The sequence below is a fragment of the Halomonas sp. PAMB 3264 genome, from assembly GCF_031954245.1.
GTDB lineage: Bacteria > Pseudomonadota > Gammaproteobacteria > Pseudomonadales > Halomonadaceae > Vreelandella.
Genome location: NZ_CP134866.1, coordinates 3,556,949 through 3,568,688, shown reverse-complemented (window position 1 = coordinate 3,568,688; position 11,740 = coordinate 3,556,949). Strand labels below are relative to the sequence as shown.

The 11,740-nt window shown below is 64.6% G+C and carries 12 protein-coding genes; 9 read left to right on the top strand and 3 right to left on the bottom strand.

Annotation, left to right across the window (positions count from 1 at the left end; translation table 11 throughout):
* Positions 1 to 16 precede the first annotated feature (16 nt).
* The 5 genes from RN347_RS16305 to RN347_RS16285 are packed head-to-tail and all read left to right on the top strand — an operon-like array spanning position 17 to position 3,188.
* Positions 17 to 499, top strand: a complete 483-nt coding sequence (locus tag RN347_RS16305) for a hypothetical protein (protein WP_311958933.1) — start codon at positions 17 to 19, stop codon at positions 497 to 499.
* A gap of 37 nt (positions 500 to 536) precedes the next feature.
* Positions 537 to 941 carry a flagellar protein FlhE gene (locus RN347_RS16300; protein WP_263585802.1) on the top strand — a complete coding sequence of 135 codons (405 nt, stop codon included), beginning with the start codon at positions 537 to 539 and terminating at the stop codon, positions 939 to 941.
* A gap of 25 nt (positions 942 to 966) precedes the next feature.
* On the top strand, positions 967 to 1,665 hold the full coding sequence (locus RN347_RS16295) for an RNA polymerase sigma factor FliA (RefSeq protein WP_311958932.1): 699 nt from the start codon (positions 967 to 969) through the stop codon (positions 1,663 to 1,665).
* A 40-nt stretch (positions 1,666 to 1,705) separates the two neighbouring features.
* Complete coding sequence (locus RN347_RS16290) at positions 1,706 to 2,521, top strand: MotA/TolQ/ExbB proton channel family protein (RefSeq protein ID WP_311958931.1); 816 nt, start codon at positions 1,706 to 1,708, stop codon at positions 2,519 to 2,521.
* 4 nt (positions 2,522 to 2,525) lie between these two features.
* A complete protein-coding gene (locus RN347_RS16285) occupies positions 2,526 to 3,188 on the top strand; it encodes an OmpA family protein (RefSeq protein WP_311958930.1) in 663 nt (220 codons plus the stop codon).
* On the opposite strand, the gene RN347_RS16280 is transcribed toward RN347_RS16285, so the two are convergent.
* The 3 genes from RN347_RS16280 to uvrA all read right to left on the bottom strand — a co-directional run bounded on the left by RN347_RS16280 (position 3,185) and on the right by uvrA (position 7,473).
* Positions 3,185 to 3,733, bottom strand: a complete 549-nt coding sequence (locus RN347_RS16280) for a hypothetical protein (RefSeq protein ID WP_311958929.1) — start codon at positions 3,731 to 3,733, stop codon at positions 3,185 to 3,187. The genes RN347_RS16285 and RN347_RS16280 overlap by 4 nt on opposite strands.
* Before the next feature lie 41 nt (positions 3,734 to 3,774).
* Positions 3,775 to 4,518: a Crp/Fnr family transcriptional regulator gene (locus RN347_RS16275; RefSeq protein ID WP_311958928.1), complete on the bottom strand. Its 744-nt coding sequence runs from the start codon at positions 4,516 to 4,518 to the stop codon at positions 3,775 to 3,777.
* A 123-nt stretch (positions 4,519 to 4,641) separates the two neighbouring features.
* Positions 4,642 to 7,473 (bottom strand): excinuclease ABC subunit UvrA, encoded by a 2,832-nt coding sequence (uvrA, locus tag RN347_RS16270; protein ID WP_311958927.1) that lies wholly within the window; start codon positions 7,471 to 7,473, stop codon positions 4,642 to 4,644.
* 231 nt (positions 7,474 to 7,704) lie between these two features.
* Between uvrA and RN347_RS16265 the strand changes: the two genes are divergently transcribed.
* The 4 genes from RN347_RS16265 to RN347_RS16250 all read left to right on the top strand — a co-directional run bounded on the left by RN347_RS16265 (position 7,705) and on the right by RN347_RS16250 (position 11,578).
* Complete coding sequence (locus tag RN347_RS16265) at positions 7,705 to 9,087, top strand: MFS transporter (protein ID WP_263585809.1); 1,383 nt, start codon at positions 7,705 to 7,707, stop codon at positions 9,085 to 9,087.
* Positions 9,088 to 9,244: 157 nt separating this feature from the next.
* On the top strand, positions 9,245 to 9,865 hold the full coding sequence (locus RN347_RS16260; RefSeq protein WP_311958926.1) for a single-stranded DNA-binding protein: 621 nt from the start codon (positions 9,245 to 9,247) through the stop codon (positions 9,863 to 9,865).
* Between the two features lie 55 nt (positions 9,866 to 9,920).
* Positions 9,921 to 10,820, top strand: coding sequence for a sugar nucleotide-binding protein (locus tag RN347_RS16255; RefSeq protein WP_311958925.1), 900 nt, complete (start codon positions 9,921 to 9,923; stop codon positions 10,818 to 10,820).
* Positions 10,817 to 11,578 carry a 1-acyl-sn-glycerol-3-phosphate acyltransferase gene (locus RN347_RS16250; RefSeq protein ID WP_263585812.1) on the top strand — a complete coding sequence of 254 codons (762 nt, stop codon included), beginning with the start codon at positions 10,817 to 10,819 and terminating at the stop codon, positions 11,576 to 11,578. Before RN347_RS16255 ends, RN347_RS16250 begins: the two co-directional genes overlap by 4 nt.
* The last annotated feature ends 162 nt before the right edge of the window (positions 11,579 to 11,740 follow it).

Sequence of the window (11,740 nt, the reverse complement as noted above, 5' to 3'; positions counted from 1 at the left end):
GCAAGGCGACGACGATGTGCGGCAGGCTCAGGCGTTGGAGGCGAGCGAAGCCGATGCACGCGCTGTCGATGCGCCCGTCGCGGACGCGCATGTCGCCAACGCGCACGTCGCAGACGCGCATGTCGCCAAAATACCGCTCGCCGTGGTCGGGCTTGGGTCGAAGCAGCGCGAGCCGGTGATCGCGCGCCTCGACGAGTGGTCGCGGCTTGGCCGGCGCTGGGCGGCAACGCCAGAGAGCTGGGAGGTCGTGCCGGTGGACGCCGATGCGCCGCTCCAGGCGCTCTGCGCGCGCTACTCGCGCTGGGCGCTGTGGGTGCGAAGCGACGCCGAGGCGTTCGCCGCCATGTACCGCACGCTGCGCCTGGTCAGCGAACACCAGGGGCCCAAACGGCTGTTGGCGCTGCATGAGCCGGGCCTGCCCCGCGCCGGGCTGCTCGAGAATCTGCGCGCGGCGGCGGCGGCGTACCTGGGGATCGAACTGCTGCTTTTGGCCAGGTAGGCCATACTGAGTGAGCCACTATGGTTAGGTTATGCTAATGAGAAACGTCATTCTCGCAGCGCTGAGTGGGGTGGTGGCCAGCGGGCTTTCGCTGTCGGCCCTGGCGGGCGGGGGCAGCTGGAGTGTCGATACGACCGGGCTGATGGTCGCGATGAGCGACCGGGCAAGTGCCAGCCAGGCGCTCGCGCCGCCGCCCAGTGCCGAGATTCATCAGGGGCGCATCGAGCGCGTCAACTGGCGCTTCGAAGCGCCGCCGGGGGCCGATATCCATGCCTGGCTTTGCCACCCGGAGCGCTGCGTCGCCCTCGACGGCCAGCGCGGCAGTGCCACCGGCCTTGCCGGGCTCAATGCCGGCGCGCCGCTCGAGTTTCGTTTCGCGTTGGGGCGTGGCCAGCCGCCGGTGAGGGTGAGAGGGCTTCAAGTGATTGTGAACTATCAGTGACCAGCGATTAGCCAGGGGCACGCCGATGTATACAGCAAAGGGAAGAATCCAACACAGCGATATGGTCAACCAGCACATGCCGCTGGTGCGTCGCCAGGCGCTGGCGTTGCAAGTTCGTTTGCCGGCCAGCATCGAGCTCGACGATCTGATCCAGGCCGGCATGGTAGGGCTTTTAGAGGCGCTGGGGCGTTTTGATGCCGCCCAGGGGGCGAGCTTCGCCACCTTTGCTAGCCAGCGAATTCGCGGGGCGATGGTCGACGAGCTGCGCACCCGGGACTGGCTGCCGCGCAGCGTACGCCGCTCGGCCCGGGCCATGGACGAGTCCGTGCGCCGGCTGGAGCAAAGCCTGGGGCGCGCCCCGGAAGAGAGCGAGATCGCCCGCGACCTGGACATCCCGCTCGATGAGTATCAGCAGCTGCTGGCGGACACCAACAGCGGCCACCTGCTGCCCTTCGAGGAGCTTCTGGAAGAGGGCAGCGAGCCGCTTCAGGAGTCGCTGAACGCGCCTTTCGAGGAGCTGCTGGACGGCCAGCAGCGCGACACTCTGATTGCCGCGATCGAAGCGCTGCCGGAGCGCGAAAAGCTGTTGATGGCGCTCTACTACCAGGAAGAGCTCAACCTCAAGGAGGTGGGCGCGGTACTGGGCGTCACCGAGTCGCGCGTATCGCAGCTGCACAGCCAGGCCATCAGCCGTTTACGGGCGCGTCTGCACGAGCCGGACTGAGCCGTTTTCACCGTTAATCCCTACCGGCGAGGAGCCGTCGATGAACCCCTCTACCCTGATTGGAATAGGCGCCAGCATCCTGTTGCTGGTGAGCGTACTGTTCTTTACCGCGGAGTCCGCGGCAAGCTTTATCAACCTGCCCGGGCTTGCCATCGTCATCACCGGCACGCTGGCGGCGACCTTCATCAGCTATCCGCTCAAGGAGGTGGTGCGCGTGGTCCGCCTGGTGGGGCTGGTATTTCGCCGCGAGAATACCTTCGTGCGCGACGACATCGACGAGCTGGTCTCCATGGCCAGGCTCTGGTTCAAGGGCGACGTGCGCGCGGTAGAGCGCGAGCTCGAACACACCCGCAACCCGTTCTTGCGCACCGGCATCCAGCTCGTCATCGCCAACACCAAGGAAGACGAGATCTTTGACATGCTGCGCTGGCGCATCGCCAGGCTCAAGGCGCGCGAGCACGCCGAGGCGCAGATCTTTCGCACCATGGCGACCTATGCCCCGGCGTTTGGCATGATCGGCACCCTGGTCGGGCTGGTCAACATGCTCGAAGTCATGGACGCGGGGGATCTCGAGGTGATCGGGCCGCGCATGGCGGTGGCGCTTCTCACCACCTTCTACGGCATCCTACTGGCGAATCTGGTGTTCAAACCGGTGGCGGTGAAGCTCGAGCGGCGCACCGAGGAGCGCCTGATCACCATGAACATGGTGCTCGAAGGCATTTCGCTGATCACCAAGCGCCGGCTGCCGTCGTTCATCGAAGAGACGCTGAACTCGTTCGTGGCCAACTACCACGATGAGATCAACGACCCCCATGTGAAGCCGCGCCCAGGCAGCGGCGTCGCGGCGAAAGGCTAGCGCCATGCTCAATTGTGACGCCCGCCACGCGCTGGAATCGCCCTTCACCGGCGGCGACGGCGAGGAGGGGTGGCTGACCAGCTACCTCGACGTGTTGACGCTTCTGATCACGCTGTTCGTGCTGCTGCTGGCACTGACGCCGGCGGGTAGCGGCGGCGAGGCATCAAACGAAGGCCAAGGCCTTCAGCCGCTCTCCTCGGGAATCTTGCCGCGCGACAGCGGTCTATCGCCGGCCATGGCCGCGCTCGACATTCAGGGCGTAAGCGTCAGCCAGGGGCGCGAAGGCGTGACCCTGCGCATCGACGACAGCTTGCTGTTCGCCAGCGGCGCCGCCGAGTTGACCCCCCAGGGCGAAGGCGTGCTCGAGCGATTGAGCGAGGTGATCGACACCTTCGAGGGCGAGGTGTCGGTGGAAGGCCATACCGATAACGTGCCGATTTCGACCGCGGCGTTCGCCTCCAACTGGGAGCTTTCGACCGGGCGGGCGATCGCGGTGGTGCGCCATCTCGAGCAGGAGGGCGTGGCGCGGCAGCGGCTACGCGCCGTGGGCTACGCCGACACGCGCCCGCTCGCCGGCAACGACACGCGGGAAGGGCGCGCCGCCAACCGCCGCGTCGAATTCGTGCTGCGAACTCCCGCCCCGGAGCCGGCGCGGGTTACGCCTTAAGCCCCGGCGCAGCGTCGCTGCATCTCCTGAATCGCCTTGCCGGCGCCGTCGAGATCAAACGTCATGGTCCAGGGCGTGGCACTCCCCTGCTCGAAGCCGATGAACAGCTGCTCGCCTTCACTCATGCGCGCCAGTAGCGCGTCGAGCTCGCCCAGGTAGAAGTGGCTGTAGAAGCCGTCATCCCCCTCTTCGACGATGAACTCCGCCATGGTCTCCATGATCGGCGTCTGGTCGACGCGCAGCCGCGCCGGGACCAGGTTCACCGCGCGGCTCTCGGACTGCGTCTCTTTTAGGGTCACGCGTAGTTCGAGCCAGGGCAGGTGGCACACACCTTCGGTAGCGTTCACGCTCAAAATGGCGTCCGAATAGCTTTCGGCCTCCAGCGCGCGAAAGTGACGCTGGCCGGCATCGGTGGTCGTCGCGGCGTGCCAGGCGCCGAAGGCGGTGTCATCGCTGACCGGATAGCGCGCCGCCTGGGCGGCGGTGGCGAAAACGAAGAGCCCGGCGACGCCGAGCGCTGCCGCGGCAACAGTGTGAGACGTCATGGGACGGTGCGCCGAGTATTGATGTCGAGAAAAGATACGCATCACTCCGACTGGCCGAGCAGCGGCCGCACGTTGTCGCTTAAGTAACAGTCGTCGAACTCGCCTTCGGCGGCAAGCGCCGCCAGGTCCGGTATGTTGATGTGATGGCGGTCGCGATAAATGAGCCCCGCCTCGCTAAGCGCGGTGAACGTGCGGCTGACGTGCACCGGGCTGAGTCCCAGTACGTCGGCGAGCTGCTCCTGGGAGAGCGGCAGGCGAAACTGCCCGGTCAAATCCGGGTTGGTCTGGCTCAGGCGGACGTACATCTCGTGGATGAAATGGGCCATTTTTTGGCGGGCGGTGCGTCTTGCCAGGTTCACCAGCCGCTCGGTCAGAAGCGACTGCTGGCGGCTGCTGATGGCGAACATGACCGAGGTCAGCGGCAGCGACTGGCTGAACAGATCGATCATCCGCTTGTGCGGAAAACGGCACACCACAGCGTCGGTGATGAAGCGCACGTTTTCCAGCCGCTGGGAGAAGGCGAATTCGCGCAGGCCGATGATGTCACCGGGCAGGTACACCTCCATGATGTGGCGATCGCCGTTTTCCAAATGGCGATAGGAGTAGGCCCAGCCGCTTCGCAGCGTGCAAAACTCCTGAGCGGGGTCCTTCATCTCCCACAGAAGTGACCCCGCCTTTTGATCGAGCGGGCTCTCTTCGAGCGAATCAAGCAGCTGCTCTTCGTCTTTTGACAACGAGTAATAATGGTTGAAGTGGCGAACAATACAGCTCTTTTCCTGACTCATGCTCGGTGTCTCCTTCTCTTGACTGCGTGCCCGGGCTGTGCCGCCGCTCAGGGCCGGCGGTGACGGCCAAAGGGGAACGATACGGCGGCTTGCCTGACATTGCCTTATCGTTTTTTTATTTTTTCACTTCTTTTTTTGCAATAGCGGCGCCAAAAATTGCCCGGTATGCGAGCCTTTTTTCTTCACCAGCTGCTCCGGGGTGCCCTCGGCGATGATCCGCCCGCCGCCGGAGCCGCCTTCCGGGCCCAGATCGACGATCCAGTCCGCAGTCTTGATCACATCGAGATTGTGCTCGATGACCACGATGGTGTTGCCGTGATCGCGCAGGCGATGGAGCACCGTCAAGAGCTGGCGAATATCCTCGAAGTGTAGACCGGTGGTCGGCTCATCCAGAATGTAGAGCGTCTGGCCGGTATCGCGTTTGGCAAGCTCGCGGGCAAGCTTCACCCGCTGGGCTTCGCCGCCGGAAAGCGTGGTCGCGCTCTGACCCAGGCGAATGTAGGAGAGCCCGACGTCCAGAAGCGTCTGCAGGCGCCGGGCGATGGCCGGCACCGGGCTGAAGAACTCGAGGCCCTCCTCGACGGTCATTTCCAGCACGTCGTGAATGTTCTTGCCCTTGTAATGAATATCCAGGGTTTCGCGGTTGTAGCGCTTGCCCTTGCACACGTCGCAAGGCACGTAGATGTCCGGCAGAAAGTGCATTTCTACCTTGATCATGCCCTCGCCCTGGCACGCTTCGCAGCGTCCGCCCTTGACGTTGAAGCTGAAACGCCCGGGCTTGTAGCCTCGCGAGCGCGCCTCCTGGGTGCCGGCGAACAGCTCGCGGATCGGGGTAAAGATGCCCGTGTAGGTTGCCGGGTTGGAGCGCGGCGTGCGCCCGATCGGGCTTTGATCGATGTCGATGACCTTGTCGAGCTGGTCGAGCCCTTCGATGGCGCTGTAGGGCGCCGGTGTCATGGTGGTGGCCCGGTTGAGATCGCGGGCGGCGATCGGCATCAGGGTGCCGTTGATCAGCGTCGACTTGCCCGAACCCGATACCCCGGTGATGGCGATGAACAGCCCCAGCGGCAGCGTAAGCGTGACGTTTTGCAGGTTGTTGCCCGTCGCCCCGCGCACCACCAGCTGCTTTTCCGGATTGCCGGGAATGCGATACGGCGGCACGGCGATTTCGCGAGTGCCGCAAAGGTACTGCCCGGTCAACGAGTTCTTGTTGTCCATGATGTCCTGGGGCGTGCCCTGGGCGACGATCTCACCACCGTGCACGCCGGCACCCGGACCGATATCGAGGACGTGATCGGCGGCGCGGATCGCGTCCTCGTCGTGCTCGACGACGATCACGGTGTTGCCCAGGTCGCGAAGTCGCTCCAGCGTCTTTAACAGGCGATCATTGTCGCGCTGGTGCAGGCCGATCGAGGGTTCATCGAGAATGTACATGACCCCGACCAGCCCCGCGCCGATCTGGCTCGCCAAACGGATACGCTGCGCCTCGCCGCCGGAGAGCGTGTCGGCGCTGCGCTCGAGGTTCAGGTAGTCGAGCCCGACGTTGACCAGAAACTCCAGGCGTGAGTGGATCTCGTTGACGATCTTCTCGGCGATCTCGCCCTTGCGCCCGGGAAGCGCGAGGTTGGCAAAGTAGTCCCAGGCCTCGCCGATCGGCGTGCGCACGATGTCGGCGATGTTGCGATCGTCGACGAAGACGTGGCGCGACTCGCGACGCAAGCGCGTGCCGTTACAGTCGGTACAGGGCTTCATGGCGATGTACTTGGCCAGATCGTCGCGCACCATGTTCGATTCGGTTTCCCGATAGCGGCGCTGCATGTTGGGCAGCACGCCTTCGAAGGCGTGCTCGCGGGTCACCTTGCGCCCGCGGTCGCTGACGTAGCTAAACGGCACGGGTTCGTTGCCGCTGCCGTTGAGAATGATGTCGCGCTGGCGTTTGGAGAGCTCGTTCCAGGGCGTTTCGAGGGCGAAATCGAAGTGGCTGGCCAGCGCCTGAAGCTGGGTGAAGTAGTAGATATTGCGCCGGTCCCAGCCCTTGATCACGCCTTCGGCAAGCGACAGCTCGTCGTGGCTGATCAGCTTCTCCGGGTCGAAATACTGCTGGATGCCGAGACCGTCGCAGGTGGGGCAGGCGCCGGCGGGGTTGTTGAACGAGAACATGCGCGGCTCGAGCTCGGAGAGCGAGTAGCCGCACACCGGGCAGGCGAAGCGCGAGGAGAACGCCAGGTCCTCCCGGTCGCCGTCCATGAAGTGGATCATCGCCGTGCCGTCGGCCAGGTTCAGCGCGGTCTCGAAGGACTCGGCCAAGCGCTGAGCGATATCGTCGCGCACCTTGAAGCGATCCACGACCACGCTGATGTCGTGTTTTTTACGCTTGTCGAGCGGGGCGATGTCGTCGAGTTCGAGGATCTGGCCGTCGATCTGCACGCGCACGAAGCCCTGGGCGCGAAGCTCGGCCAGAAGCTGCAGATGCTCGCCCTTGCGGCCCTTCACCACCGGCGCCAGCAGCATCAGTTTGGTGCCTTCCTCCAGGTTCATCACCTGGTCGACCATTTGCGAGATGGTCTGCGCTTCCAGGTCCTCGCCGTGCTCCGGGCAGCGCGGCGTGCCGGCGCGGGCGAACAGCAGGCGCAGGTAGTCGTAGATTTCGGTGATCGTGCCGACGGTGGAGCGCGGGTTGTGAGAGGTCGACTTCTGCTCGATGGAAATGGCCGGGGAGAGCCCCTCGATGTGGTCGACATCGGGCTTTTCCATCATGGAAAGAAACTGGCGCGCGTAGGTGGAGAGCGACTCCACGTAGCGGCGCTGCCCTTCGGCGTATAGCGTATCGAATGCAAGCGAGGATTTCCCCGAGCCGGAAAGGCCGGTAATCACGATCAGCTTGTCGCGCGGCAGCTCCACATCGATCTGCTTGAGGTTGTGAGTGCGTGCACCTCTGACCAGAATGCTGTCCATCAACACCTCGAATCGCGTGGCAAAAGCGTAATTATAAGTACTTATGCCCCATTACAGCAAAGCGGGCGGGACGCTTTGTCGCAAGGCGAGCGTTTCCAGCGCCGGCGCGAAGCGCTAGAATGGAGGGCTTTTCCAAATCGGCATTTCATCGTCGGTTGTCTTGAAGGCGCGCGTTTCAAAGGCGCCTCGACGGGTACCGCTCGTTCACCTGGTTCTACTTCAAAGGGCACTATGCGCAACCTCTCCACACTGCTGCTGGCTTCCGAGCGCCGCGCAATCAGTGGGCTGGCCGGGCTCTATGCCTCCCGCATGCTCGGGCTTTTCATGGTGCTGCCGGTGCTGGCGCTCTACGCCGACACGCTGTCCGGCGCCACGCCGTTGCTGGTCGGCGTGGCGCTGGGGGTCTACGGGCTCACCCAGGCCACACTGCAAATCCCCTTCGGCCTGCTGTCGGACCGTTTCGGGCGCAAACGCATCATCGCCCTTGGGCTTTTGATTTTTGCGCTTGGCAGTATCGTGGCCGCCAGCGCCGACTCCATTGGCGGCATCATCGCCGGCCGGGCACTACAGGGGGCCGGCGCCGTGGCTGCGGCGATCATGGCGCTGTTGGCGGATCAAACCCGCGAACAGGTGCGCACCGCCGCCATGGCTACCATTGGGCTTTCGATCGGCGTGTCGTTTGCCATCGCCATGGTGCTCGGCCCCTGGCTTGCAAGCCAGGCCGGGCTTGCCGGGGTATTCTGGGTCACGGCGGCGCTGACGCTGCTCGGGCTCTTCGTGCTGTGGCGCTGGGTGCCGCCGGCGCCGCGCCGGCTGCGCCACAAGGACGTGGGCATGGACCGTGCCCAGTTCAAGAGCGTGGCGGCCCGGTGGGATCTGTGGCGTTTGAACGCGTCGATCTTCTCGCTGCACCTGATCCTGATGGCGATTTTCGTCGCGATTCCGTTTCGCCTCGTCGAGGCGGGCGTGTCCATCGAGTACCACGGCCTTGCTTATCTGTCGATCATGGCGCTGTCGTTCGTCGCCATGGTGCCGCTGATGATCCTGGCCGAGAAGCGCCAGCAGATAAAGGCGGTGTGTCTGGTGGCGATCGGCGCGATCGGTCTGAGTTTGGTGGCGCTGGCGCTGCCGATCTCCCACGGCCACGCGCTGTTTGCTGGACTCTTCGTCTATTTCACCGGCTTCAATTTGCTCGAGGCGACGCTGCCGTCGATGCTGAGCAAGCTCGCCCCGGCGGGCGCCAAGGGCACCGCCATGGGGGTTTACTCCACCAGCCAGTTTCTCGGCGCCTTTCTGGGCGGCACGCTGGGCGGGGCGCTTTCCAGCGCCTTCGGTCTGGACGCGGTGTTCGTGGGCTGCGCGGTGCTGGCGCTTGGCTGGTGGCTGTTCATGTGGCGCCTGCCCTCGCCGCCGCCGCTTTCAAGCGAAGTGGTGGCGCTGGGCGACGACACCCATCCGGATACGCTGGAGCTTTTGATGCAGCGCCTCGCCGATGTGGTCGGCGTGGAGGATGTGATGGTGGTGCCGGAGGAGCGGCTGATGTATCTCAAGGTCAATCGCAAGGCGCTCGATCGCGGGGCGCTGGACAAGCTGATTCCCACGGACAAGCCCTGAGCGGCACACACAAACAGAGACATCGTCGCGGCGGGATTGGTGATACCCTTAACGCCTGCGAGGACACTGCGCGATCGCCGATGGGCGGTCGACGGATACGAGAACCGAACTACCAGTACGGACTTACCAGTACGGACTTACCAGATAGGAGCGAGCCATGGCGCGCGGGATTAACAAAGTCATTTTGATCGGTAACCTGGGTCAGGACCCGGAAGTACGTTTCACGCCGTCGGGCACGGCGGTAGCGAACCTGAATCTGGCAACCTCGGATACCTGGACCGACCGCCAAAGCGGCCAGCGCCAGGAGCGCACCGAGTGGCACCGCGTCGTGCTGTTCAACAAGACCGCCGAGATCGCCCAGCAGTACCTGAAAAAAGGCTCCAAGGTCTACGTCGAAGGGCGCCTGCAAACCCGCAAGTGGCAGGACCAGAACGGCCAGGACCGCTACAGCACCGAGATCGTGGCCAACGACATGCAGATGCTCGATAGCCGCGGCGGCGATTTCCAGGGCGGCGGCGCGCCGCAGCAGAACTATCAGAACGGCGCCCCGCAGGGTGGCCAGAGCTATCCTGGCAATCAGCCCAACAACCAGCCCAGCCATCAGAACGCGCCGCCCCAGGGCAATCAGTACGGCGGCGGTCAGCAGAGTGCTCCCCCGCAGGGCGGTCAAGGCGCACCCAATCGCGGCGGCCAAAGCGCGCCGAACGATCAAAACGGCCGCTTCGGCGCGCCGGACCCGGGTAACTTCGACGATTTCGACGACGAAATTCCGTTCTGAACCCCGTCGCTCATGTGATCCACGTTTGGCGCAGTGAGAGAGGAGAGCGTCTGCCTTGAAGCTTTTGATACTGGATGCCGGGCACTGCTTGAGCCTGGCGCTGGCCCGCGAGGCCAGCCGCCGGGCGGATACCGAGCTGGTCATCGAGCAGGGCATGGGCGTGGACGCCCAGGAGCTTGGGGCGATCGCGCCTCATGCGGTGATCATTCCGCCGCTGGCCGAGCCTCACACCATGCCCCCGGCCGACGTGAAGGCCTACGCCGATGCGGTCGATGCGTGCATGCAGGCGTGCAAGGCGCACGGCGTGGCGCTGGTCTGGTGCGTATCGGATCAGCTCTACGAAGAGGGCTTCGAGATTCCGATCGACGAGCACGTGGTGCCTGCGCCGCGTGACGAAAGCCTGCGGCGTCTGGTCGCCACCGGCAATCGGATTCGCGCCGAGTACCACCGCCACTTGATCGTGCGGCTGGGGCCGCTGTTCGCGCTCGACGGCAGCCACGCCTGGCTTGGCGACATCATCGATAGTCTGGTAGCGGGCCAGAGCGTGCGCGCCGCCGAGGACGTGATCTGCTGCCCGACCTCGGCGGACTCCGTCGCCATGGCGCTGATCGGCATGCTCGCTCAGCAGGGGTGCGGTGCCGAGGCCTGGGGGGCGTACCACCTGGCGGGCATCGAGCCGGTCAGCGCGTTCACCTTTACCTCGATGGTGCGCACACAGCTCGTCACGCACCTGGAAGGGCGCGGCGAGGCGGTGGCGCTGGGCGAGGTCACGGCGCTGAATCATCATCACGACGCCAAGCTCAGACGCGTGCTCAACTGCCGCCGAGTGCTGGACGTGTTCGGCGTTCATCAAAAGCCCTGGCGGCTGGAAGTCGGTCGAATGCTGGACGCCTGGTGCCTGACCCGCGACCAGAGCCCTCCTGAGCAAGGCCTCGAACAAGGAGAGTCGGCTTGACCAACGTGTTGCGCAGCCTGGTCTTTTATCTGGGCTACTTTACGGTGATGCTCGCCTGCGGCGTGCTGTTCTTGCCACTCACGCCGTTTCTACCGCTGGCCTGGCGCTATCGGCTGCTCAATCTGTACAACTACTTCGTCATCTTCTGGTTCCAGTGCGTGTGCGATGTGCGCTACGACATCCAGGGGCGCGAACATATCCCTGACGGGCCCTGCGTCATTCAGGCCAATCACCAGAGCGAATGGGAAACCGTTTTTCTGCAGGTGATGAAGCCGCCGGTCTGTACCGTGCTCAAGCAGGAGCTTTTACGCATTCCGATATTTGGCTGGGCGCTTCGTTTGTTACGCCCGATCGGGCTCGACCGCTCCAAACCCGCGCGGGCGATGAAGCAGGTGCTGACCCAGGGCGTGGCGCGGCTGCAAGGCGGGCTATCGGTGTTGATCTTTCCCGAGGGCACTCGGGTCGATCCGGGGCGCCGCAAGCGCTACAACAAGAGCGGCACGGTGGTGGCGTGTCGGGCTGGCGTGCCGGTGCTGCCGGTGGCGCACAACGCCGGCGAGCGCTGGCCCGGGCGCCACTGGGTCAAACAGCCCGGCGAGCTGCGGGTCCGCATCGGCGAGCCGATCGAAACCGCCGGGCGCACCCCGGACGAGGTGCTCGCCGAGGTGGAGCGCTGGATCGAGTCTACCCTCGAGGAGATTTCTGACGTGCCCCGCGGCGACCCCGTGGCCATGAGCGTCGCGCCTCGGGCTCGGTAATACACTCGAGCCCAGCTTTTGCGCGGCCCTGGTGTGCTTTAAGTTAGCGGCGGCTGAGGCTGGCGCTGCCGGGTGGGTCTTTCGCCAGGGAGGGCGAAAGTAGCGTACAGGGAGGTATTCACAGCGGCCCGCGTACGGCGCCCTCGCGTAGGGTTACCCGGC